Source organism: Leucothrix arctica (genome assembly GCF_003172895.1).
Lineage (GTDB): Bacteria > Pseudomonadota > Gammaproteobacteria > Thiotrichales > Thiotrichaceae > Leucothrix > Leucothrix arctica.
Genome location: NZ_QGKL01000026.1, coordinates 19,385 through 43,825, shown reverse-complemented (window position 1 = coordinate 43,825; position 24,441 = coordinate 19,385). Strand labels below are relative to the sequence as shown.

General features: G+C 44.8%; 23 protein-coding genes. 9 read left to right on the top strand and 14 right to left on the bottom strand.

Going from position 1 to position 24,441, the window contains the following annotated elements; genetic code table 11:
* Positions 1 to 2 precede the first annotated feature (2 nt).
* The 5 genes from sdhA to zapE are packed head-to-tail and all read right to left on the bottom strand — an operon-like array spanning position 3 to position 4,079.
* The gene (sdhA, locus tag DKT75_RS08400; protein WP_109822977.1) at positions 3 to 1,799 is read right to left on the bottom strand and encodes a succinate dehydrogenase flavoprotein subunit; all 1,797 of its coding nucleotides are present in this window, start codon (positions 1,797 to 1,799) and stop codon (positions 3 to 5) included.
* A gap of 4 nt (positions 1,800 to 1,803) precedes the next feature.
* Positions 1,804 to 2,187, bottom strand: coding sequence for a succinate dehydrogenase, hydrophobic membrane anchor protein (gene sdhD, locus DKT75_RS08395; RefSeq protein WP_109822976.1), 384 nt, complete (start codon positions 2,185 to 2,187; stop codon positions 1,804 to 1,806).
* 10 nt (positions 2,188 to 2,197) lie between these two features.
* Complete coding sequence (gene sdhC, locus DKT75_RS08390) at positions 2,198 to 2,581, bottom strand: succinate dehydrogenase, cytochrome b556 subunit (RefSeq protein WP_109822975.1); 384 nt, start codon at positions 2,579 to 2,581, stop codon at positions 2,198 to 2,200.
* A 14-nt stretch (positions 2,582 to 2,595) separates the two neighbouring features.
* Positions 2,596 to 2,796: a DUF1674 domain-containing protein gene (locus DKT75_RS08385; protein WP_245923136.1), complete on the bottom strand. Its 201-nt coding sequence runs from the start codon at positions 2,794 to 2,796 to the stop codon at positions 2,596 to 2,598.
* Positions 2,793 to 4,079 (bottom strand): cell division protein ZapE, encoded by a 1,287-nt coding sequence (zapE, locus tag DKT75_RS08380; protein WP_146201339.1) that lies wholly within the window; start codon positions 4,077 to 4,079, stop codon positions 2,793 to 2,795. Before zapE ends, DKT75_RS08385 begins: the two co-directional genes overlap by 4 nt.
* Positions 4,080 to 4,251: 172 nt before the next feature.
* Here zapE and DKT75_RS08375 point away from each other — a divergent pair, with 172 nt between their 5' ends.
* Both DKT75_RS08375 and DKT75_RS08370 read left to right on the top strand, forming a co-directional pair.
* The gene (locus DKT75_RS08375; RefSeq protein WP_211665294.1) at positions 4,252 to 5,166 is read left to right on the top strand and encodes a LysR family transcriptional regulator; all 915 of its coding nucleotides are present in this window, start codon (positions 4,252 to 4,254) and stop codon (positions 5,164 to 5,166) included.
* 137 nt (positions 5,167 to 5,303) lie between these two features.
* Positions 5,304 to 5,954 (top strand): adenylate kinase, encoded by a 651-nt coding sequence (locus DKT75_RS08370; RefSeq protein WP_109822972.1) that lies wholly within the window; start codon positions 5,304 to 5,306, stop codon positions 5,952 to 5,954.
* 120 nt (positions 5,955 to 6,074) lie between these two features.
* Here the strand turns inward: DKT75_RS08370 and rfbB are convergent, their stop codons facing one another.
* The 3 genes from rfbB to DKT75_RS08355 form a co-directional block, all read right to left on the bottom strand.
* Entirely contained in the window at positions 6,075 to 7,145 is a 1,071-nt protein-coding gene (gene rfbB, locus DKT75_RS08365) for a dTDP-glucose 4,6-dehydratase (RefSeq protein WP_109822971.1), read from the bottom strand.
* Positions 7,138 to 8,028, bottom strand: coding sequence for a dTDP-4-dehydrorhamnose reductase (gene rfbD / locus DKT75_RS08360; protein ID WP_109822970.1), 891 nt, complete (start codon positions 8,026 to 8,028; stop codon positions 7,138 to 7,140). The genes rfbB and rfbD overlap by 8 nt, the downstream gene beginning before the upstream one ends.
* 98 nt (positions 8,029 to 8,126) lie before the next feature.
* A complete protein-coding gene (locus DKT75_RS08355) occupies positions 8,127 to 8,906 on the bottom strand; it encodes an RNA methyltransferase (protein ID WP_109822969.1) in 780 nt (259 codons plus the stop codon).
* A 50-nt stretch (positions 8,907 to 8,956) separates the two neighbouring features.
* Between DKT75_RS08355 and DKT75_RS08350 the strand changes: the two genes are divergently transcribed.
* On the top strand, positions 8,957 to 9,811 hold the full coding sequence (locus DKT75_RS08350) for an inositol monophosphatase family protein (RefSeq protein WP_109822968.1): 855 nt from the start codon (positions 8,957 to 8,959) through the stop codon (positions 9,809 to 9,811).
* A gap of 77 nt (positions 9,812 to 9,888) precedes the next feature.
* Here the strand turns inward: DKT75_RS08350 and DKT75_RS08345 are convergent, their stop codons facing one another.
* The 3 genes from DKT75_RS08345 to DKT75_RS08335 form a co-directional block, all read right to left on the bottom strand.
* Positions 9,889 to 10,098: a cold-shock protein gene (locus tag DKT75_RS08345; protein WP_109822967.1), complete on the bottom strand. Its 210-nt coding sequence runs from the start codon at positions 10,096 to 10,098 to the stop codon at positions 9,889 to 9,891.
* Between the two features lie 192 nt (positions 10,099 to 10,290).
* Positions 10,291 to 11,157 carry a ParB/RepB/Spo0J family partition protein gene (locus tag DKT75_RS08340; protein ID WP_109823034.1) on the bottom strand — a complete coding sequence of 289 codons (867 nt, stop codon included), beginning with the start codon at positions 11,155 to 11,157 and terminating at the stop codon, positions 10,291 to 10,293.
* A 14-nt stretch (positions 11,158 to 11,171) separates the two neighbouring features.
* The gene (locus DKT75_RS08335) at positions 11,172 to 11,954 is read right to left on the bottom strand and encodes a ParA family protein (protein ID WP_109822966.1); all 783 of its coding nucleotides are present in this window, start codon (positions 11,952 to 11,954) and stop codon (positions 11,172 to 11,174) included.
* 199 nt (positions 11,955 to 12,153) lie between these two features.
* Between DKT75_RS08335 and aspS the strand changes: the two genes are divergently transcribed.
* Together aspS and DKT75_RS08325 are read left to right on the top strand one after the other, a co-directional pair.
* Entirely contained in the window at positions 12,154 to 13,917 is a 1,764-nt protein-coding gene (gene aspS, locus DKT75_RS08330) for an aspartate--tRNA ligase (protein ID WP_170310662.1), read from the top strand.
* Between the two features lie 87 nt (positions 13,918 to 14,004).
* Complete coding sequence (locus tag DKT75_RS08325; protein ID WP_109822965.1) at positions 14,005 to 14,535, top strand: hypothetical protein; 531 nt, start codon at positions 14,005 to 14,007, stop codon at positions 14,533 to 14,535.
* Positions 14,536 to 14,537: 2 nt separating this feature from the next.
* On the opposite strand, the gene DKT75_RS08320 is transcribed toward DKT75_RS08325, so the two are convergent.
* From DKT75_RS08320 to DKT75_RS08310, 3 genes are all read right to left on the bottom strand, one after another.
* Entirely contained in the window at positions 14,538 to 15,392 is an 855-nt protein-coding gene (locus DKT75_RS08320) for an alpha/beta hydrolase (protein ID WP_109822964.1), read from the bottom strand.
* A 148-nt stretch (positions 15,393 to 15,540) separates the two neighbouring features.
* On the bottom strand, positions 15,541 to 16,842 hold the full coding sequence (guaD, locus tag DKT75_RS08315) for a guanine deaminase (protein ID WP_109822963.1): 1,302 nt from the start codon (positions 16,840 to 16,842) through the stop codon (positions 15,541 to 15,543).
* A gap of 20 nt (positions 16,843 to 16,862) precedes the next feature.
* Complete coding sequence (locus tag DKT75_RS08310; protein ID WP_109822962.1) at positions 16,863 to 18,419, bottom strand: permease family protein; 1,557 nt, start codon at positions 18,417 to 18,419, stop codon at positions 16,863 to 16,865.
* Between the two features lie 164 nt (positions 18,420 to 18,583).
* Here DKT75_RS08310 and DKT75_RS08305 point away from each other — a divergent pair, with 164 nt between their 5' ends.
* The 4 genes from DKT75_RS08305 to xdhC all read left to right on the top strand — a co-directional run bounded on the left by DKT75_RS08305 (position 18,584) and on the right by xdhC (position 24,439).
* Complete coding sequence (locus DKT75_RS08305; protein WP_109822961.1) at positions 18,584 to 19,495, top strand: LysR family transcriptional regulator; 912 nt, start codon at positions 18,584 to 18,586, stop codon at positions 19,493 to 19,495.
* Between the two features lie 123 nt (positions 19,496 to 19,618).
* Complete coding sequence (gene xdhA, locus DKT75_RS08300) at positions 19,619 to 21,115, top strand: xanthine dehydrogenase small subunit (RefSeq protein WP_245923134.1); 1,497 nt, start codon at positions 19,619 to 19,621, stop codon at positions 21,113 to 21,115.
* A gap of 2 nt (positions 21,116 to 21,117) precedes the next feature.
* Entirely contained in the window at positions 21,118 to 23,397 is a 2,280-nt protein-coding gene (gene xdhB / locus DKT75_RS08295; RefSeq protein ID WP_109822960.1) for a xanthine dehydrogenase molybdopterin binding subunit, read from the top strand.
* Between the two features lie 10 nt (positions 23,398 to 23,407).
* Positions 23,408 to 24,439 carry a xanthine dehydrogenase accessory protein XdhC gene (gene xdhC / locus DKT75_RS08290; protein ID WP_158278816.1) on the top strand — a complete coding sequence of 344 codons (1,032 nt, stop codon included), beginning with the start codon at positions 23,408 to 23,410 and terminating at the stop codon, positions 24,437 to 24,439.
* The last annotated feature ends 2 nt before the right edge of the window (positions 24,440 to 24,441 follow it).

Below are 24,441 nucleotides of genomic sequence, written 5' to 3'. Positions count from 1 at the left end.
TCCTAGTAAACACGTTTCTTAGGTGGGATAACTTCGCAGTCATCAGACAATGTATACATATGTACAGGACGGTAATCGATAGATACCTTACCTGTCTCAGGGTTAACCCAAGCCAATGTATGCTTCATCCAGTTCTCGTCATCACGATCTGGCATATCATCACGCGCGTGACCACCACGACTTTCGTCACGGTTAGCTGCACCACACATAATTGTTTGCGCTTGTAATAACAAGTTCTCAAGTTCTAGTGTTTCAACTAAGTCCGTATTCCACTGTAGACCGCGGTCAGAAACGCCAACATCTTTGAAGCTTTCGAAGATCTCTTGCATCTTCACAACACCTTCATCCATGCTCTCACCCGTACGGAATACGGCTGCTTTTTGCTGCATAGTGATCTGCATGTTGTCACGAATAGACGCTGTAGAGTTACTACCTTTAGAGTTACGTAGCTTGTCGAAACGAGCCATGATCTTGTCAGTAATTGCTTCATCAAGCGGCTTATGAGGCGTGTCTTTCTCAACTAGTTCCGCTGCACGGATAGCCGCTGCGCGACCAAATACAACGATATCTAGTAATGAGTTAGAACCTAGACGGTTAGCACCGTGTACAGATACACAAGCTGCTTCACCGATAGCCATCAAACCAGGCACGATTGAATCAGGATCACCATCTTTCAGCGTCACTACTTCACCGCGGTAGTTCGTTGGAATACCACCCATGTTGTAGTGAACTGTCGGTAGTACTGGGATAGGATCTTTAGCAACGTCTACACCTGCGAATACACGCGCACTTTCTGCGATACCCGGTAGACGCTCGTTGATTACATCAGCACCCAAATGCTGTAGGTTTAGGAAGATATGATCCTTATTTGGACCTACTCCACGACCTTCATTGATTTCAACCGTCATTGAACGAGATACAACATCACGAGATGCTAAATCTTTAGCATTCGGCGCATAACGCTCCATGAAACGCTCACCTTCGGAGTTGGTTAGGTATCCACCTTCACCACGAACACCTTCAGTGATCAATACACCTGCACCGTAAATACCGGTTGGGTGGAACTGAATGAATTCCATATCCTGTAGTGGAAGACCTGCACGAAGAACCATCGCGCTACCGTCACCAGTACACGTATGAGCAGATGTAGCTGACTGATAAGCACGGCCAACACCACCAGTAGCAAGTACTACTTCGTGGGCGCGGAAACGGTGCATTTCACCCGTTGCCAAGTCCCAAGCCATAACACCACGACAAACACCGTCGTCGTCCATGATTAGGTCAGTTGCAAAGTACTCAATGAAGAACTCAGCTTTGTGCTTTAGAGACTGCTGGTAAAGCGCGTGCAAGATTGCGTGACCAGTACGGTCAGCAGCAGCACAGGTACGCTGTGCAATACCTTCACCAAAGTTAGTTGTCATTCCACCGAAAGGACGCTGGTAGATTTTACCTTCTTCAGTACGTGAGAACGGAACACCGTAGTGCTCAAGCTCAATCACTGCTGGAATCGCTTCACGACACATGTACTCGATTGCATCTTGGTCACCTAACCAATCAGAACCTTTTACAGTGTCATACATGTGCCATTTCCAGCTATCTGGACCCATGTTACCCAATGCAGCAGACATACCACCCTGTGCAGCAACCGTATGACTACGCGTTGGGAATACTTTTGTGATACACGCAGTACTTAAACCAGCCGCTGCCATACCCAATGTCGCACGCAAACCTGCACCACCCGCACCAACAATGATAACGTCATAGTGATGATCAATAATTTTGTAATCGCCTTCTTGCATCGAATTAACCTCCGACCGCAATTTTGATAACTGAGAAAACACCCAATGAAGCAAAGAAGAAGCATGAAAGCTTCATAATCATAATGCTTGCCATATGGATCTTAATATTTGAAACGTAGTCTTCTAGGATGACTTGTAAACCCATCGATAGATGATAAAACGAAGCAACAATGCTTAGCATTAACATCACTGAGTTAAATGGCGACTTCATCCATGCAACAACAGTTGCGTAGGTTGCTTCTGGCATCATCGCGAGACTTAGGCAGAACCATAAAACAAGAGGTACTAGTGCAACTGCTGTTACGCGCTGCATCCAAAAGTGGTGTGTACCACTCTTTGCCGATCCGTGACCTTTAGCCACAGACAATGGACTTCTAAACTTACTCATATCGAATTCCTTACAACAGGGCAATAACCCAAGTCAGACACGTTAGTACACCTGTAGCAGCTAGTACTATGGGACCTGATTTATTCACTTCGTGCTTCTCTAGGCCTTTACCCAAATCCCACATCATGTGACGGATACCGTTACAAAAGTGGTAAAATAAGGTAGCAGTAAAGCCGAAAAGGACTAAGTAACCAAACCAGCTAGATAAAAATCCCTGCATAGTATTCCAGCTGCCTTCACCATTAGCGGCAGCAACCAATGCAATGACTAACAATATCATTCCAGCTGAAAGCGCCGCACCCGTACCGCGGTGTAATATTGAAAGTTTTGCCGTCACTGGAAGATCATAGATCCCCAAGTGGGGTGACAATGGTCGACTATCATTCTTGGACATGTGTTTCACCTGTGTTAAAAATCGATACAACGGCCGTTCTTTTCCCAATCGCCATAGCGGGTTGGGTCGAGGCCAGTTTTGCGTCCACCTATTTCGGCAGAGCCGTCAGTGGTTTTCTCATCCTTAGGCTCAGTAGACTTGTTCAGTTCACTGATTGGCTGGATACGGATAACCGTGTCTTTCAACGACGGCTTTGAATTTGTTTCATCAGTCATGATTCTTCATGCTCACTTCGTGGGTCGTGCTCAGCGGTAAGGTATTCCTTAGAGCGAATTTCCATTAGACGACTGATCGTACGATCAAACTCAAATGTCATGCGCTTACCGGTGTATAACTCTGTTGGAGTCGCTTCTGCTGAGATCACAACGTTTACGCCACGGTCATACAGCTCATCAATCAGGTTAACGAAGCGTCTTGCAGCATCGTCTTGGAGTGTTCCCATCACAGGAATATTTGAAATCAGAATTGTATTAAAACGCGTCGCTAATTCGATATAGTCAAGCGTCGATCTAGCACTCATGCATAGATCTTTAAATTCGAACCAAGCAACGCCTTTATAAGCCTGCTTAATTGGAATGCTACGACCATTCACCTCAATCGCTTCATACTCAAGCTCTGCATTGATACCGACCATGGCAGTGAAGTAGTTTTCTAGACGCTTCTCTACTAATTCGCCAGTACCAATTTGATAGACGTCTGCTTGCTCTAAAGCACGCATTCGATAATCCATTTCACCATCTGCATTAATCAGCTCAGTATGCTTCTCAAGTAATGCAATTGCAGGCAAGAAACGTTTACGTTGTAATCCGTCCTTATATAGCCCTGCTGGTGGAATGTTTGCAGTGGTAATTAGCGTAACACCATCCTTAAATAGGTGTTCGAATAACCCGCCTAAAAGCATGGCATCTGTGATGTCATTGACGTGCATTTCATCAAGGCAAAGAATGCGTGTTTTGGCAGCAATCTGCTTGGCAATTTTTTCTAATGGCTCTTCTACATTTCCTAAGTCACGAATCTGGTCATGAACAGACTTCATAAACGAGTGAAAGTGTGTACGTTGTTTTTGTTCAGTCGGTAGGTGCTTAAAAAAGAAGTCAACAATAAATGTTTTACCGCGACCAACGCCACCCCAGATATAAACGCCCTTTATAAGCGCTTCAGCTTCCGGCACATCAGCTTGGCCGACAGCGGATAGGAAGCGACTAAAGAAAGATTTCTTTTCATCAGTTTCCGTTATAGTAGTTTTGGACGCTGAAAATGCATCGAAAACGGGGGTCAAAGCATCGATCAATGCAGCTTGATGTGGGTCTGCCAAAATCTCGCCATTTTTAATCGCTTGCTGATATAAATCGTGAAGAGTAAGGGATTTCATCGTATCTGCTTGTTTCGCTTGGGCTTGCTGTAGCAACCGTAATACCTCATTGACAAGATCAGCGCATAGCGTTTCATTTCTAAACGCACGCATAGTAACCGAGAATAATACGTGATTGCTAAGCACTTAAACACTTAATTATCCCAATACTATTTATCTAAAATAGCACTTACAAGCAATTAAGTATTGATTTTTCCAATACTTATACGGCAAAATACTAGATGAAATTGTTAACACGAAATAATCACTTCTTATCTCGTGCTTGACCGCCCTCCTACCCGCGAGATACAGGATGCCTATGAAGCACTTAACAACATGTAACCTTCTTAAAGAGCTTCGCGCTTTTTGTGTAACACGCCAAGAAGGAAGCATGAGTAAAGCGTCTGAAGTGCTTTATGCTAGCCAGCCCACTATTTCGTTACAAATAAAAACACTAGAACAAGAATTAGAAGTTAAGTTATTTGAGCGACGAGGCCCAAAACTAAAACTAACCACAGAAGGTGAAATCCTTTACGACCTTGTTAGCCCTTTAGTCCAAGGCATTGACCACATAAAAGAAAGCTTCGCAGCACATTATGGCGACCTGACAACGGGTGAATTAACCATCGCTGCTGAAGAATCGACTATACTTTATACACTACCTGAGCCGGTTCGCCGATTCGTAGAAGAGCATCCGGGCATTCGCTTACGCCTTGCTAATGTAACGGGTCGCGATGGACGCGATATGTTATTAGCCGATGAAGTCGATTTTGCTGTTAGCTCGATGTTAGATGTTCCAGAAAACCTAGACTACACACCCTTTGTTTCATATCCACCAGTACTTATTACACCTAAAGGACACCCTTTAGCGAAGCTAGATAAAGTTACACTGGCTGATATCGGTGAGTACGGCATGATTCTACCGCCCTCACACTTCAGTAGTTGGCGCTTGGTTAAAATGGTGTTCGCACTAAATGGCACAAGCTATCGCGTAGTATTAGAAGCAGGTGGCTGGGAAGTTGTGAAGCGCTACGTTGACATTGGACTAGGGATTTCGATCGTAACGGACATTTGTATTACCGATGCTGACCGCGAGCGCTTTGAAATAGTTAATCTAGATGAGTACTTCCCTGCTAGAAAGTACGGAATCGTGGCTCGAACAGGTAAATTACTGTCGGCACCCGCCCAAAAATTTATTGATATTCTTAATGAGTGTTATACCCAGAAACCTTGAATAACTGCTTTAAGTATATTGAAAACTGATTATTGCGATTAAATCGCTCAACTAATTCTTCATCACCTTGCGCCTATTTTCAAAATACGGTAGAAGTGGTGTTATATATTTTTTAGTTTATGGAAGGAATTAATCTTATGAGAATCGTATTACTCGGTGCTCCAGGCTCTGGTAAGGGCACACAAGCCCAACAGCTTATTTCAGAATATGGCATCCCGCAGATTTCAACGGGTGACCTACTTCGTGCTGCAGTTTCAGCAAACAGCGAATTAGGTAAGAAAGCTAAATCAGCAATGGATAATGGCCAATTAGTGTCTGATGACATCGTACTTGGTATGATCGAAGAACGTCTAAAAGACGACGACACACAAAAAGGCTTCATCTTAGATGGCTTCCCTCGCAACCTATCTCAAGCAGCATCACTTGACGCGTTACTTGCTAAATCAGGCAAGCCACTTCAGGGCGCACTACTGATCGATGTTGAGTTTGATGTGCTTCTTAAGCGCATTACAGGTCGCCTTTCTTGCAAAAATTGCGGCTCTATATTCAACCGTTTCACTTCAGCACCTAAAGTTAAGAACATTTGCGATAAGTGTGGCTCTGAGCTTTTCCACCGCGCGGATGATAACGAAGCAACAATTGGTAAGCGTTTAGAGACTTACGAAAACGAAACAGCACCACTAGTAAACTACTTCGATGAAAAAGGTCTACTGCTTAAAGTAGCTGGCATCGGTGAGATTGAAGAGATTACTGCGGCAGTAAAAGCTGAGCTAGCAAAAATTAGCTAATTCCAGACTGACTTGCTAAACAATAAAAAGGCCACTCATTGACATAATGAGCGGCCTTTTTATTTAATGATGAAATGCGAGCCTACAAAGAACCCACATCACTATCTATTTTCAAAAGAATTACGCTTTCAATAATGGAGCCCACCACTCAGGATTATCCAAGTACCAGTCAATTGTTTTATCAATTCCAGTCTCGAATGTCTCAGCAGGCGTGTAACCCAATTCGTTCTGACTCTTTCCTGCATCAATCGCATAACGCCAATCATGACCTGCACGATCTTCAACGTAAGTGATCAAGTCTAAAGACTTCTTACCATTCGCAGGCGTAGCATCTGGGTAACGCTCAGCAAGTGATGGATTTTCAGCAAACTTTTTATCCATAATCTCGCAAAGTAGCTTTACGATATCGATATTAGTCCACTCATTGTGACCACCGATATTATAAACTTCACCCAACTTATCTTGCTTAAGGATTAAGTCGATACCACGTGCGTGATCTTCCACAAACAACCAGTCACGAATATTCTTACCTGTACCGTAAATAGGTAGCGCCTTATCTGCCAAGATATTACTTAGGCATAAAGGAATTAACTTCTCTGGAAACTGGTAAGGACCGTAGTTGTTAGAGCAGTTGCTCGTTGTAACATTCAAACCAAATGTATGGTGATATGCACGCACAATATGATCAGAAGCAGCTTTACTTGCAGAGTATGGCGAGTTTGGCGCGTAAGCGTGATCTTCAGTAAATGCAGGATCGTTATCACCTAGCGTTCCATATACTTCATCTGTAGAAACATGGTGGAAACGGTGATTAGGCGTTGCTGTTTCAGGGTTAACAATCCACACCTGGCGAGCAGCTTTCAATAAGTTGTGCGTACCAACAATATTAGTTTCGATGAATACATCTGGACCAGAAATTGAACGGTCAACATGGCTTTCAGCAGCAAAGTTAACAATAGTATCTAACTTATGCTCTATCAATAGAGACTCAACCAGTGTTTGATCACCAATATCACCTTCAACAAACACATAGTTTTCGTTACCCACAACAGGCAGAAGACTTTCTTCATTACCAGCGTAAGTCAGCGCATCCAAAACAACTACCTTGTCAGCAGGGTATTTACCCAACCAGTAGTGAACAAAGTTTGCACCAATAAAACCAGCACCACCAGTAACTAAAAGATTACTCATTATCCATATCTCTCTTTAATTCGTTCATCATATTTCGTAAAGCTACGCGCCAATGCGTGCCTTCCAATCTTAATGCTTTCCAAGTTGTCGTTTTATCTAACACGCTATACGCGGGACGACTTGCAGGGGTCGGGTAGTCTTCAGTCGTTAACGGCGCAAGATCAATTGTATGATCTAACAAACCAATGGCAACACCCTCTTCCATAATTGCTTGGGCAAAGTCATACCAGCTCGCAACACCTGCGTCGCTCCAATGGAACGTGCCTTTAACATCTAACTTAAGTGCTTGCCATAGTGCAACAGCCAAACCATTAGCCCAAGTAGGCGAACCTACTTGATCAGCAATTACACCTAACTCTTCGCGACTAGCCATCAGCTTCAGCATTGTTTTCACGAAGTTATTACCATGAGCCGAGTACAACCAAGCTGTTCTAACAATAAATGCCTGATCACCCAGTATCGCTCTAATAGCCTGCTCACCCTCTAACTTAGACTGACCGTAAAAACCTTGTGGCTTACATTCAGCATCTGAAGGGATTGGCGAATGTGCATCGCCAGAGAAGACAAAGTCTGTCGACACATGAAGTAGTTTACAGTAATTATCAAAAGCAGCCTGCGCTAGGTTTCTAGCGCCTTCTGTATTGATTGCAGCAGCCTGCTCACGCTCTTCTTCAGCTTTATCAACAGCAGTATAAGCAGCGGCATTAATAATGGCGACTGGCTTATGCTCAGCAACAAATGCTTTCACTGCATCCGCATCACTAATATCTAGCATTGAGCGATCTGCAGCTAATACTCTATAACCATCGGGACACATCTTTTGTAACTCATAGCCTAACTGGCCATTTGCACCCGTAATAAGAACTGTACTTTTACTATCCATCAATTAATCCTATCGCTTTAGACTAAACACTTTAATAATATCGCAGCATCTTACCTAACATTTACAGCCAATCAAGTGATAAGCCTCTCAACTCGTGATTAGTCCTGCTCTGTCTTACGACGCTGTAACTTACGCCCTTGAAATGCAGATAACGAACCACGCAGCAAATTCAACTCACTACGTGTCACATTAATGCGTCCATACATGCGACGCATGCGACGCATCAAATAACGCGGATCATCTGGATTTAAGAACTCAGTCTCAACCATCAACGCTTCTAACTGGTGATAAAACCCGTCCATGTCCGCCGCACTAACAATTTCTTCACCCAATACCTCAGCGTCAGCTTCCTGACTCGCTGATTGCTCTGCTCCACCCTCAGTCAGAGCAAGATGCCCTACTCGGCTCTCATAACTCAAAATCTGCACAGCGGATGCCACATTCAAAGAACTATAGTCAGGGTTACTAGGAATATGTACCAACTGGTGACACAACTCCAACTCTTCGTTAGTCAAGCCGGTGCGTTCACGACCAAACACAATCGCGACCTTTTGAGTCTGCGCACTTTTTGCAGCAAACTCACCACAAGCTCGCGGCGTCAATAAACTCCAGCGCAATGTACGCTGTGAACGAGCACTAGTGCCAATGATATGCTGACAGTCTGCGACTGCCTCCGACAAACTGGAGACCACCGTTGCCCCATTTAAAACGTCATCAGCACCCGAAGCCATTGCGTCCGCCTGAGGGTCTGGGTATTTCACCGGATTGACTAAACATAAGTCACTCAACCCCATAGTTTTCATTGCCCGTGCTGCTGCACCAATATTTCCGGGGTGAGATGTTTGAATTAATACGATTCGTATATTGCTCAAGCTCATTATCTGCTATCCTGCGCGCCAATCAATGTTGTTTAAAAAAGTCAAATACCATGCACCCAATGCTTAATACCGCTACAGCGGCTGCTTTAAAAGCAGGAAAATACATTCACCAACAAACTGAGCGTCTAGATCAACTCACTATCGAGAGCAAAGAGCTTAACGATTTTGTGTCTGAAGTAGATCGTACTGTTGAAGCTGACATCATTGGGGCATTACAACGCGCCTACCCTGATCACGGCTTCCTTGGCGAAGAAAGTGAAGAGATCATCAATCCAGACGCTGATTATCAATGGATAATCGACCCGCTGGATGGTACTACTAATTTCCTTCGTGGCGTACCTCATTTTGCAGTATCTATCGCGCTTACCTACAGAGGTCGCCTAGAACAAGCTGTCATCTATGATCCGATTCGCGATGAGTTATTCACTGCAAGTCGTGGTGATGGCGCACGTTTGAACAACAAACGTATTCGCGTAGGCGCACGTCGCTCTATGTCAGGCGCTCTGCTTTCAACGGGTATTCCATACCGTGAGAGCCACATGAAGTACCTAGACACTTACCTCGATACGGTTAAGGCCCTTCTTCCTGGTACAGCAGGCGTACGTCGTCAAGGCGCAGCATCGCTAGACCTAGCTTACGTAGCAGCAGGCCGTTATGATGGTTTCTGGGAGTTTGATCTAAAACCTTGGGATATCGCAGCAGGCCTATTGATCATTCAAGAAGCTGGCGGATTATCAAGTGACATGCAAGGTGGCAACACGCAAATGCAAACAGGTAATGTTGTTGCAGGTAGCCCAAAAGTATTCAAAGAAATGTTACAGCGCTTAAATGGCGTAACCATTGCCGTTGAAACTGAAAGTACTGATGTTAAAGCTAAGCTTTCGTTGAAAGGGAAGTCTGAATAATAATTCAGGCTTGATCTCTAAACGCTAGATACAAAAAGGGGAGCCAATTGGCTCCCCTTTTTGATTACAGAATTCGATTACAGTGGAGTAACATTTTCTGCTTGTGGGCCTTTCTGACCCTGAGTTACTTCCATTGTGACACGCTGGCCATCATGAAGAGTCTTACGGCCGTCGCCGTTGATTGCAGAAAAATGTACGAATACATCCTTACCGCCTTCTTGCTCGATGAAACCAAAACCTTTCTCATCATTGAACCACTTTACCGTGCCTTGTACTGAATTTGACATATTACTTCTCTTGGAAAAATGCCGCGTCTGCGGCTGACTAGAGATTTAATTGAATACCATATGCCCTTATAAAGCAATAGATTTATTGACACTTTTTACCGCTAAAAACATCGCACCGAGATGGTGCGCTCTACCCAGTTACTCAATTAATCTTGGTTAACTAGAACATTAGTTAACCAAAATCGCCATAGGTTATTGAATATGCGATAAAATACCATCTAACTCATCAAGGTTACTATAAGCAATAACCAGCTTACCTTTACCTCGACTGTTATACTGAATTTCCACGTTTGAACCAAGACGGTCCGCCAAATCTTGCTCTAATTTTCGCACTTCAATAGACTTTTTAGGGGCATTTTTCGACTTTTCACCACCGGACTGCTCTTCCAAAATTTGTTTAACCAGTTTTTCAGTGTCTCTAACAGACATTTGGCGTGACGCAACTTTAGCAGCCGTCTCAACCTGAACGCGTCCTTTAAGCATCAACAAAGCACGCGCGTGCCCCATATTTAATTGCTTAGAGTCGAGCATAGACTTCGTTTCAGGCTCTAAATCTAGCAAACGCAATGCATTACTAATCGCCGAACGTGAACGACCAATCGACTCGGCTGTTTGTTGATGCGTTAAACCAAACTCAAGAATCAAACGATTAATCGCTTGAGCTTCTTCTAAAGGATTTAAGTCTTCACGCTGAATATTCTCGATCAATGACATTGCTGCCACTGTCTTATTAGGAATACGACGCACTAGCGCTTGAATCTCATGCATTCCAACCATCTGTGCAGCACGCCAGCGGCGCTCACCTGCGATCAGCTCGTAACGACCATCATCTAGGCGACGCACGATAATAGGCTGGATCAAACCTTGAGCTTTAATAGACTCAGATAGTTCCTGCAAAGCATCGGGATCAATATTTATACGTGGCTGATACTCACCACGACAAATCTTCTCTACCGGCAGCTTCTTAAGTACACCATCATCATTTTCTGTTTTATTGGCAGAGCCTGAACTCAACAACATATTCAGACCACGGTCGCCCAACCCTGATTTTTTTACCATTTTTTGTCCTTCCATCAAGCTGCAACTTTACGGGATGCTTCCTTTCTCAAAATCTCAGCGGCCAAGGCTAAATAAGCCAATGCACCACGCGACTTCTGGTCGTACATAAGCGCAGGCATACCATGACTAGGTGCCTCAGCTAAACGTACATTACGAGGAATCGCGGTATTATAAACTTTGTCTTTAAAGACTTCGAGTAACTCACGTGACACATCGCGCGCCAAATTACTTCGAGGGTCATACATCGTTCTTAGCAAGCCAGTAATATGTAGATCTGGGTTAGCCGCTTCACGAATCGTCTCTATAGTACGAATCAGTGCAGACAAACCTTCCATTGCATAATACTCACACTGCATGGGAATAAGCACAGAGTCAGCTGCAACCAACGCATTTACCGTCAGCATGTTCAATGAAGGTGGGCAATCGATGATCACGTAATCAAAATCATTACGCACCGTTCTTAGCGCACTCTCAAGACGATACTCTCGCTCATCCATATTCATCAGGTGAACTTCGGCAACCGTCAAGTCAGGCCCGCCAGAAATCGCACTCATACGAGTGTCACCTATTCGTTGAATAGCACTGTCAATTTTGACATCACCCAGCAATACATCACTTAGTGAAGCAATAGGGTTGTGCTTATCTAAACCGACGCCTGTTGTTGCATTACCCTGAGGGTCCATGTCAATCAACAACACGCTTCGCTTCACTGCATGAAGAGACGCTGCTAGATTGACGCTAGTGGTAGTTTTACCTACGCCACCTTTTTGATTTGCAACCGCAATCACTTTACTCATTGATTATCCCAAATTCCTAATAGTGGGTTGATGCTCTGACCATTTTCCATAATAACACAGCCATCTTGCAAGCTCACCTAAAACACAAGGCAACAAAAAAGGTCCGAACGGCTTTCTACACTACCAATACACTTGCGTCAATTCGCTACAACGCTTAACATTCTCGCTCTTTAGTATAGCCTTAAAATGGATGATTATTATGCGAAGCCACCACTGCGGACTCGTTGACGACACATTATTAGAACAAAAAGTAACTGTTTGCGGTTGGGTTAATAGCCGCCGTGACCACGGTGGCGTTATCTTTATCGACCTTCGTGACGGTGACGGACTTGTACAAGTGGTTGTTAATCCTGGAAATGATGAGATCTTCGCACTAGCTGAACGCACGCGTAATGAGCACATCCTTAAAATCACAGGAACTGTAAAGCCTCGCATGGAAGGCACAGTTAATGACAAACTTCGTAGTGGTAAAATTGAAATTATCACCGAAGAATTCACTGTATTAAGTGCATCTGACACTCCTCCTTTCCAACTTGACGACAATGTAGGCGAAGATGTTCGTCTAAAATATCGTTATGTTGACCTACGTCGCCCAGAAATGCAGCAGCGTATGCGCACTCGTGCGAAAATGACTTCAATCATGCGTCATTATTTAGAAGACAACGATTTCTTAGAAATCGAAACACCGATGCTAACAAAAGCGACGCCAGAAGGCGCACGTGACTACATCGTACCTAGCCGTACTCATCCGGGTAACTTCTTCGCACTTCCACAGTCACCACAGCTATTTAAGCAGTTGTTGATGATGGGTGGAATGGATCGTTATTACCAAATCGTTCGCTGCTTCCGTGATGAAGATCTTCGTGCTGATCGTCAGCCTGAATTTACTCAGGTGGATGTTGAGATGTCGTTTGTAGAAACGGCAGACGTTATGAACATGATGGAAAACATGATTCGTAAGTTGTTCAAAGAAACGCTAAACGTTGATTTCCCTGAAGTGTTGCCACAGATGGATTACAGTGAAGCGATGCGTCGTTTCGGCTCTGATAAGCCTGACATGCGTAACCCGCTTGAGCTTATCGACGTAGCTGACTTGATGAAAGACGTTGAATTTAAAGTATTCTCAGCACCTGCTAACGACCCTAAGTGTCGTGTTGCAGCGCTACGTTTGCCTGAAGGCGGCAAGTTAAGCCGTAAAGATATCGATGGTTACACTAAATTTGTTAGCCGTTACGGCGCACGTGGTTTGGCATACATCAAAGTAAACGCACTAGCTGATGGCATTGAAGGCCTACAGTCTCCAATATTGAAGTTCCTACCAGATGACGTTGTAATGAACATCATGGAACGCGTTGGTGCTGCTGATGGCGACATCGTATTCTTCGGTGCTGATAAAGAGAAAGTTGTAAACGACGCACTGGGTGCACTACGTGAGCAACTAGCAAAAGACCTTAACCTACTTGTAGGTGACTGGGCTCCGCTATGGATTGTTAACTTCCCAATGTTTGAGTGGGATGAGAAGAACGAGCGTTACCAAGCACTTCACCACCCATTCACAGCACCGACGTGTACTGCTGAAGAATTGGTTGCTAACCCTGCTGAAGCATTGTCTGACGCTTATGACATGGTTATCAATGGTTATGAAGTGGGCGGTGGTTCGATTCGTATCAACGACCCTAAAATGCAGTCAACTACGTTTGATGTACTAGGTATTTCTGAAGAAGAAGCGAACGCGAAGTTTGGCTTCTTACTAGATGCACTAAAGTTCGGCTGCCCTCCACTAGGTGGTTTAGCATTTGGTTTGGATCGTTTGGTTATGTTGATTACTGGTACGGAAAACATCCGTGACGTTATCGCATTCCCTAAGACTCAGACTGCGGCTTGCCCATTGACTGACGCTCCTGCTGATGTGCCTCGTGCTCAGCTACGTGAGTTAAGCATTCAGGTTAAGTTACCAGAATAAGCTTAGAAGAAACAATGAGTAAGGTGGCTTTATGAAGCTGCCTTACTTTTTACGTAACACCCTTCCCTTCATACTAGAATCATATCTATGACTCTTTTAGCTATCGTTACACTTAGCTGTATTCTTCTCTATATCGGCTTTCTCATATACACATCATCGCTATCGACTAAGTACTCTGTCATTAGCCTCATCAGTGCGACCTTATTTAAAAGCAGTCGCGGCGATGTAAGAATAAGCACCGTTATTATTAATGACACTAAGAACGCAGAAGATAGACAAGCTGGCTTAGCCATACTTGGCTCTAAAACGGTCAACAACATCAATGGTCTTGATCTAGTCACAAATGATCTAATACTTCCACTGACTCAGCTCGAAATTCTTAGCGTTATAGATATTCTTAAGATAGGTGCACCGCTAATATTTACCTTAGGCGACAAAAAAGAATTCAAAATGGTGATGGACGAACACCCTGACAAAGCCAAAATACTATTTAATACCAGCGCTCTGTTTCGTCAGGTATATGTTGTCAACGTATTGAAAAGCGACATTAAACAACTGATGACTGGGTTTGAATTACTACTTGAAGACCCTGTTTTGCAAGACTCTCCAAGTAAATAACTTTAGCTAGCTTGTTGTTTTGCTAACTGAGCTTCTAACCACTCTTTCACATCGGCAAACACCAACGCTTTTTCAGGATCATTAAATAACTCGTGATAAAAGCCGTCGTATACTTTTAGTGTTTTGTCTTCTGAAGAAACCAACTCATACAAAAACTCTGCACCAGCCGGATCAACAATACGATCTTCCGTGCCTTGCAAAATAAGCATTGGCAAAGTAATAGATTGTGCCTCAGCCTCTACTCGCTCCATACCATTCAATATTTCAGCCAACAAACGGATCGTAATTTTACCGTGACCAAAAAGTGGGTCATTGATTATCGACTCAAGCACCTCTGGCTCTCGGCAAACGTCTTTACCATTGATGGACTTAAAACCAAATGTAGGTACAAGCGCAGACAAAATTCTGCCACCAATTTTGGTGATAGGGCTGATGCCACCCGCTGGTTTAATCGCAGGCGCAGACAAAATCAAGCCTGAAAAGTCATGTTGATGATCTAGCAGATAATTCACGGAAATGAGTCCACCCATACTATGCCCAAGCAAGAACACGGGTGACTCTGGGTGCTGTTGTTTAATCTGAGCAACGTACTGAGACATGACATCAGTGAAGTCAGTAAATGCGTCGATATACTTTCGTGGCCCATCTGAGCGACCGTGACCAAGGTGATCCCAGCTATAAACGGCATAACCTAGAGGTACTAAAGAATCGATTAAATAACCGTAGCGTCCACTATGCTCACTTAAGCCATGTGCCAGCAGTAGCACTGCTTTTATCTCACCTTGAGGTAACCAAGCTTGGTGAAATATGTCGTTATTATTGGCATCTTTAAACATGCCATTTGAATGATCAATCACGAAACAACCTCATTAGACTACGCATTATTTTCTAAAAGAGTAGCACTAATCCTTAGTCTTTACTCTCCCTATAGTCTAATGAATAGACAAGCTCAGAGATAAAAATACTACTGAGCCAACTAAAAAACAGGTTAACCGTATTGGTGCTTTAAAACTTAGCTTGCTCACCTTTGATATAAGTCGCCGAAATACTTCTGTCATCACCGAGCATCATCAAAGCAAACAACTTATCATGCAAGGTAGTAGCTGCTTTTAAGCGCCGCTTTATCAAAGGTGTGGAGTCATAGTTAAGCACCACAAAATCAGCTTCTTTACCCTGCTCAAAGTTTCCAATTTTGTCATCCAAATACAACGCCTTCGCACCGCTCAATGTCGCAAGATACAAAGCCTGAAACGCTGACAGTTTACCTCCACTTAATTGCGTGACCTTATAAGCATCACTGCTGTTACGCAGCATATTAAAACTCGTTCCCGCACCGACATCACTCCCCATGCCTATACGTACACCCTTCTCTTTAAAGTCAGCAACATCAAACAAGCCACTCCCTAAAAACAGGTTTGAGCTTGGGCAAAATGCTGCGGCTGAGCCAGTGTCTGACATACATTTTTTATCGTCATCATCAAGATGTAGGCAGTGAGCCAATACCGAACGTGGCCGCAACAACTCATGCTGCTGATATACATCTAAGTAACTGCGACTTTCTGGGAATAGCGACTCAACCCAAGCCACTTCATCTTTATTCTCTGCAACATGCGTGTGCATGTAAACATCTGGGTACTCACTTAACAACTGTCCTGCTTTTGCCAGCTGCTCTGGCGTTGAAGTCGGTGCAAAGCGAGGTGTCACGGCATAAGACAGACGCCCTTTCCCGTGCCATTTTTCAATGAGTGTTTTGCTGTCTTCGTAACCTTGCTCTGGCGTGTCTTGTAGGTACTCTGGACAGTTACGATCCATAAGTACTTTACCTGCGATCATTCGCAAGTCTAGACGCTCCGCTTCTTCGAAAAATGCATCGACCGATTCAGGGTGAACCGTGCCAAACACTAGCGCCGTGGTAGTTCCATTACGTAACAACTCACTCAAAAAGAACTGCGCTACATCTGCTGCATGTGCTTTATCTGAAAACTGTTTTTCCGTTGGGAATGTATACGACTCCAGCCAAGTGAGCAGCTGCTCACCGTAGGCTGCAATCATATCGATCTGTGGATAATGCACGTGCGTATCGATCATGCCGGGAATGATGAGTTGGTTAGGATACTCAATCACTTCGCACCCCTCTGGAAGGGTCTTCAGTAAAACCTCCGCAGGCCCAACCGATTTAACATAACCTTCTACAATAAGAAGTAAACCATCTTCCCAATACTCTATTTTTTCAGAATCCAAATCATTTTCAGGATCACCGAGTAGATGTAAAATTGAAGCACGAAACGCTTTACACTTTGACTGCATTATCTATATCCAACTTGTCACTATGACTGAGAAGTATCTTGAGAAAGTGACTCCACTTTCCCCCAAATTGGGTATGCAATCAACGCAACACCCATAATTAAATAGCCACCAACGATACCATTCAACTCAGGCATGTGAAGCGCTCCTGCATGAAGAATACCTACCGATGACATCACCGCACCCGCAAGCGCAAAACCACCTGCATTTTTGAAATGACCATCAATCACACTTGCAACAATAGCACCCCAAACCAGACCCGTAATAATCGCTCCTTGTGACAACGCTTGATGCCCAACAACATGTGCGCCCTGCTGCATCATTGCCGCCACCATTGCGTCATCCGTCAAGCCAGTAAGATTGGTCGCTCCCGTCTCACGCAGTGCGTTCATCATCGAGCCCCACTTTGTCATCAAGAAACTAGAGACATGTGGAATCATCGCAACGGCCACTGCAGCCATATGAGATGGCTTAACACTTGCCGCTGTATTAGAGATCAAACTGATCGCAACAAACACGAGTATAGGTGCTGCTGCCGCTAAAGGAATCATATTACTCAAGAACGCGAGTAAACCAAAAAATGCGGCCAGTGGAATGACAATACCAACACCGATAATGTAACCCGTGTGAGCACCCATGCGCTTATAAGCGGGATGACCAATATACGCAGTTGTTGGAAAAGGCGAGCCAAATAGTGCGCCAATCATCGTACCCGCGCCGTCTGTTAACTGGCACACTGCAACAGGGTATTTATCACCCGCAGCTTCTGCTGACTCAACGTTATTCATCGTCTCAATAAAGTTATAAATCTGAACCGGCACCAGAACAAGGAATAACTCAGGGTTAGCAATAAGATACTGAATACCTGCGACCAAATCACCGTAATATGGCATAGGAGGATAGACGCCGACACCTTCAAAACTAATCGACGACTTACCCATTAGTAGCGCCATCAATGTACCAACGACTAATGCCAACAGACCTGCGGGAATATTATACGGTAGCTTGTAACGCCCAACCAATCCCCAAAGAACGATCAACATACAAGTGAAACCAACTAATGGCATTTCAAACACTTCGGCCATCGGTACTACAGCAATAAATACCAACGCAATGCCGCAAAGCGTCCCTAACATACCCGCTCGTGGTGTTACTTTTTTAAGAAATGGACCAACGACTGCACCCAAAGCCGCAACGATACCACCCAAGAAGCCAGCACCAATACCCACCTGCCAAGCCAGAAGTGCATCATTCGTCGCCCAGTAAATAGGCCCGATCACACCAAACAAGTACACAAACATGACGGGGGTACTAATACCATAAGGCATTGCCGTGACATTCTTACCCGTTTTGTTAGCCACATATTTTGCTAGCAACGCGTACACGATAATCCCCGCGATAATAGCAACGGCGGCACCGGGGACGATGCGCCCATAAACAATGTCAGCCGGCATTTGAAAAACGAACTGACAAACCCCGCTCAACACCATCAAGTTAATTAAGTTGTCGGTAAACAACGCCCAAAACGCACTACTATCATTCCGTGAAAAAAGCTTATAGCGAAATACTGACTCATTCATGCAACTGCTCCCAAGTAGGCACTCTATGTGCAATTCAAATACGATCCCTTTAAATACCCCATAAACTTAACGGCATTTCATATACTATAACTAGCAACATATTTAGCTCAGGCGATGCCTTTTAAGCATCACTTAAAAAATCAACCAACGACTTTGGAAGTTTTATGCCCATCCATTCTAGTTTTCTTAAGTATTTTGATGAAGTGTGCAAGAGCGGCTCGATCAGGAAAGCCGCAGGTAATTTACATATCGCCTCGTCAGCGGTTAACCGCCAGATCTTAAAAATAGAAGATGAACTGGGTGTGAAATTATTTGATCGCTCTCATGACGGCATCACACTCACTGAGGCTGGGGAACTACTGTCGCAGCATGTATCTCGCACACTTAACGATGCAGATAGAACCATTAAAGAAATCGCGAACTGTAGTAACAAAGCTCCCAATATACTGACTGCTGCTGGGCAGGAGTCGGTTATTGCTCGCATACTACCACCCGTTTTTATGGAGCTTTATGCCGAGTTCCCAGATGCGTCTACCTCATTCCTTGCTTCTGGTGGTACGGAATTAAGCAAGATGCTACTGGATGGTCGAGCGGACGTTGCCATCATGTTTGATGCTACTGAAGACTCGAACATTGAGATACTGGCACAGGTAAACCTTCCTGTGGGTGCGATCATGTCACCTGATCATCCACTGGCTAACAGCGAGTCATTAACTATTCAAACGTGTTCTAAATACGTACTAATTTTACCTGATGATAGCTGGATGCTGCGGGAGCGGCTAAATAAAGAACTGGCACGTGCGAAAATAGACATTGGAACGATGACCACCTCAAACTCCGTGGAGTTTTTACGTGCGATGTTGGCTAAAAAAACCAGTATTGGCTTCAAAACAACCGTCGGCCTTGAAGGCGCCATTGAAGACGGCAGCTTGGTTCATATTCCTCTCACCAGTATAAATGGCTCGCCACTTACACAAACCTTTTCTATTGGCGCAAATAGAAACAGGAAGCCATCGGTGGTGCTAGATAGAGCATTAGAGTTATTAAAAGAACGCTTAACAATCTACGCAAGCTAAACACACAACCCTAATAGATGATGCTAAAAAGGCATCACCTGTGTGGAAAATAATTCTACCTCTCACACTAAAAGCTATGCTAGCTTAATACACTGTACTCGACTCTTTAGGGGCTTTGAAAAAGTGAATCAAGACAACCAAATTGGCTCGCCAAACCGCAACATCCAGTTTTTATTAAATAACGAGATTGTGCGAGTTAGCGATGTAGAGCCCACCAAATCAGTACTTAGTTACTTAAGAGAAGACCGCTTCCTAACGGGTACTAAAGAAGGCTGCGCGGAAGGCGACTGTGGCGCATGTACCGTGGTCATCGCTGAACTTGAGTCAGAAGGCTTATCACTTAAGTCAGTCAATGCCTGTATTCAATTTGTCCCGACGCTACACGGCAAAGCAGTATTTACCGTCGAGTTTTTACGACGCCAGAACAATGGTAATTTGCACCCGGTACAACAAGCAATGGTCGATAAGCACGGTTCACAGTGCGGCTTTTGCACTCCAGGATTTATTATGTCGTTATGGTGTTTATACAACGAACATCAAGAAGCCAAAACCATCCCTATTCGTAGTGATGTGAGAAGCGCGCTGACCGGTAATTTATGCCGTTGCACAGGATACAAACCTATTCTTCAAGCCGCTGACGCGATGTTTGAAGTCGCTCCTGTAACGTTTGATAACGACGGTCTACGTGACAAGTTACTGGCACTAAAAACAGAATCGCCAAGTACTTACTCACATACAGAAGGACAGCTACACTCACCAACAACCACTGCCGAGTTATTACAACTTCGTGCTGACCACCCTGAAGCGACCCTACTCGCTGGCGGTACTGATGTTGGTTTGTGGGTGAATAAGCAATTCAGAACGCTTAGCAGCATTATTTATCTCGGTGACATTCCCGAGTTAAAGTCCATCACGCAAAACGATCAATACATCAATATCGCAGCGGGTGTGACACTAAGCAATGCTTACAAAGCCTTAGCCAAGCACTACCCTGAAATGAATCAGATGTGGGAACGTTTTGCCTCACGCCCTATTCGCAATGTCGGCACCTTAGGCGGCAACATAGCCAACGGCTCGCCGATTGGTGATTCAATGCCTGCGCTGATTGCTATCGCGACACGAGTCGTTTTGAGTAGTGTTCGTGGCCAGCGTGAACTGTTATTGGAAGATCTGTATCTCGACTATATGAAAAAGGATATGGCAGCAGATGAAGTCGTCACGCTCATCAAAATCCCATTACCACTCGCAGACCAAGCATTCCGTTGTTACAAACTCTCTAAGCGTTATGACTCTGATATTTCAGCGGTATTTACAGGCATGGCGATCACCTTAGATAACGACTTGGTGTCAGATGTAAAAATAGCCTTTGGCGGCATGGCAGCAACCCCAAAACGTGCCAGCCACACTGAGCAATTCTTACTGGGCAAGTCATGGGACGAAGCAACCGCCAAGCAAGCGATGACAATACTTAAACAAGACTACTCGCCCATGACCGACATGCGTGCGAGTGATCAAAATAGAATGCAATCGGCCATGAACTTACTTTACCGTTTTTACTTAGAAACGCGTCCAGTAAACCCGTTAACAAAAGAAATGACTGACGTCTTTGGTGAGGTGTAATTATGTCTAGAAAATCACATCCACATGAGTCCGCAGCACTTCACGTCTCTGGTGAAGCGAGTTACGCAGACGACTTAAGAGAAGCCGCAGGTACCTTATACGCTGCTGTTGGCATGAGTGAGTCTGCTCACGCTAATATTCGTTCAATGGACTTAGCAGCAGTTAAAGCGTCGGCGGGTGTCGTCGCGGTGCTGACTGCCAAAGACATTCCCGGCATCAATGACTGCGGCCCGATTATAAAAGACGACCCTATTCTGGCTGATGGTTTGGTGCAGTATATTGGCCAAGCGGTGTTTGTGGTGGTGGCTGAAAGCTATATGCAGGCACGTCGAGCAGCGACTAAGGCAGTGATTGATTACGACGAGCTCCCTGCTGTGTTAAAGCCATTAGATGCTAAAGCGGCCGAGTCTTTTGTTGCGCCACCGATGCAACTGGTGCGTGGTTCACCTCAAGAAAAGCTCGCCAACTCACCAAACCGCAACTCAGGCACACTCTCGGTAGGTGGTCAGGAACAATTCTATCTTGAAGGACAAATTTCGTACGTTATCCCTAAAGAAGACAATCAGTTTCATGTCTATTGCTCAACGCAGCATCCGACAGAAATGCAGCATGCAGTGGCTCACGCACTCAAGTTATACTTCAACCAAGTGTTAGTTGAAACACGTCGTATGGGAGGTGGCTTTGGTGGTAAAGAGTCACAATCAGCGATCTTCGCTTGTCTGGCCGCTATATGCGCCAACCACTTAAATCGCCCTGTCAAATTACGCTTAGACCGTGATGATGACATGATGATTACTGGAAAACGCCATTGCTTTGAGTATGACTACGACATCGGTTTTGATGACGACGGTAAAATACTCGCTGCCAAAATTGAAATGGTAACGCGTGCAGGTTACTCCGCTGACCTGTCTGTACCAGTTGCAACGCGTGCGGTGTGTCACTTTGACAATGCATACTACTTAAGTGATGTGGATATTGCTGCGTTTTGCGCAAAGACCAATACCCAATCCAATACCGCATTCCGTGGTTTCGGTGGCCCACAAGGCGCTATCGCCATCGAATATCTCATTGATAATATTGCCCGCATCTTAGGCAAAGACCCTCTGGATATTCGCAAGATAAACTACTACGGAAAAACCTCACGCAACACCACACCGTACGGTCAAACGGTTGAAGATAACGTGATTCACGAACTGACCGCAGAGATTGAAGCGTCGAGTGACTACCATCAGCGTCACAGTGAGATTCAGGCATTCAACAAGACGAGTCCGATACTGAAAAAAGGCTTAGCCCTCACTCCGCTTAAGTTTGGTATTTCGTTTAACGTGGTTCACTTTAACCAAGCCGGTGCGTTGGTACACGTTTACGTTGATGGCTCTATCCTTGTTAATCATGGTGGAACAGAGATGGGGCAAGGCCTCAACACCAAGGTCGCACAAGTGGTATCGCATGTACTAGGCGTGGACTTAGGTATCGTCAGAGCCACTCCAACCGACACCAGTAAAGTCGCAAACACCTCTGCCACTGCCGCTTCAACAGGCACAGACTTGAACGGAAAAGCCGCTGAAAATGCTGCGTTAAAAATCCGTAAACGTCTCTGCGATCTTTTTGTAGAGCGCTTTGGTGGTGAAGTCGATGACATCTTATTTGCCGATAATAATGTCAGGAATGGTTCGCACGAAATCAGCTTCAATGAACTAGTCGAACAGGCGTACCTTGAACGCATTCAACTATGGTCTGACGGGTTTTATAAAACGCCCGAGCTGAACTGGAATAAAGACACGCTGACTGGACGACCATTTTACTACTATGCCTATGGCGCATCGGTGTCTGAAGTATTGATCGACACGTTAACCGGTGAATGGAAGCTGTTACGCGCTGACTTACTGCACGATGCCGGTAACTCGATAAACCCTGCGATAGATATGGGACAAGTGGAAGGTGCGTTTATACAGGGTATGGGTTGGTTGACGACCGAAGAATTGAAGTGGACACCCAAAGGCAAGCTTGCGACACATGCGCCGTCCACTTACAAAATACCTGCGGTGAATGACTGTCCTGATGACTTGCGTGTGAAGCTGTTTGATAACAAGTCTAAGTTTGACACGATCATGCGCTCTAAAGCGGTGGGTGAACCGCCACTGCTACTTGGGTTCTCAGTGTTTTTTGCGATACGTGATGCGATTGCTAGTGTTGCAGACTACACACAAAATCCTGAGTTAAATGCACCGGCAACACCTGAGGCAATTTTGTCTGCGATTACAGGACTACAGCAACCTTGAGTGCTCATCGTTGAGTACTAACGAATGGCTGACTGAGTTAGCAGCGTTAAACACTGACGCTGTGCTAGTGACCGTGCTTGAAACCAAAGGCTCTGTACCGCGTGAAGCTGGCACTAAAATGCTCGTCAGCAACTCAGACATACACGACACTATTGGTGGTGGTCACTTAGAACACCAATGCATTTCAATGGCCAACGAACGCTTAAATCCTAGCAACACGCACAGCTGGATTAGAGTCATAAAACGCTTCCCCTTAGGCGCTCGACTTGGGCAGTGTTGTGGTGGCGTTGTGGTGGTCATGCTTGAGTACGTAAAAGTGAGCGACACTCCAGAGACATGGACTAAGCAACTCGATACGGCAACCACTGAGCGTCAAGAAGTGGTATTGGTCACGCCTTTAGATCAAACCGAAGGCAAGTTTTTGATGAGTCGTGAAGTTGCACATAACACACTACTCACTCTGAGCATAAGAGCGCACTGCCAAACTGCAGCAAGTGAACTCCTTAATTCATCAACGCTGCAACAAACATTACTCACTGACAGCTCAGGCACACCGAGTTACTTTTTAGAAAAATACTCATCGAGTCACTTTCACATCATGTTATTTGGTGCGGGTCATGTGGGGCGCGCATTGGTTAAAACGCTGGAAGATATAGACTGCCATATCAGCTGGGTCGATAGCCGTGCGGAACAGTTCCCAACGACACTACCTAACCATACTCAACGCATTATTGCTGACTACCCTGAAGATGAAGTGAGTCATGCGCCTGCAAATACCTGTTTTCTGATCATGACGCATGACCACCAACTCGACCAACGCTTATGCGAAAAGGTACTGGCGAGGGATGATGTTAGGTTCTGTGGGCTGATTGGATCAATGACAAAGAAAAAGAAGTTCGAACATCGTCTTAGCGCAAAAGGCTTTAGCGATGAGAAACTTTTGGAGCTGACCTGCCCAATTGGTGTCTCGGGCATAATTGGCAAAGAGCCAGCGGTCATTGCTGTGTCAGTTGCAGCGCAGTTATTAGCGCTGCAACACTAGCA